1 protein-coding gene is annotated in these 409 nt (G+C 34.7%); it reads left to right on the top strand.

Annotated elements, in window-relative coordinates:
• Positions 1-327, top strand: a 327-nt coding sequence (locus C1I99_RS32055; protein ID WP_146604131.1) for an ROK family protein, incomplete at its 5' end; no start/stop codon positions are given.
• Positions 328-409: the final 82 nt, after the last annotated feature.

Here is a 409-nt window from a genome sequence, read left to right as displayed (position 1 = left end):
GCTCGCCTTGCGGAATATAATACTACGGTGGTTGAAGCTTTCGAAAAAGCAAAACAAAATCAAATGCCATTTATTGACATTATTAAGGCTTGGGTAAAGGAAGTAGCAAGAGGTTTAGCTGAAATCATTGTACTATTTGATCCAAATTACATTGTTATTGGAGGTGCTGTTTCTGCTCAGGGAGATTACCTTTTAGGTCTTTTGAATGAGACACTAACAAATTTATTACCACTTAATTTCAACCAGACTAAATTAAGTACGGCTAAACAGGGAAATAATGCCCAGTTGATTGGGGCAATTGTACCTTTATTGAATAATAAAGCTTAGAGGGGGAAATTACTATGCAAGTATCAATTAATACAGCAGTTTTTTTAAATCAAATTCAACAAGGTGCTAGTCAATACCAATG

The organism is Micromonospora deserti (genome assembly GCF_003236335.1).
GTDB lineage: Bacteria > Actinomycetota > Actinomycetes > Mycobacteriales > Micromonosporaceae > Micromonospora > Micromonospora deserti.
The sequence above is the reverse complement of the archived record's forward strand: the minus strand, read 5'-3'. Positions and strand labels throughout refer to the sequence as shown.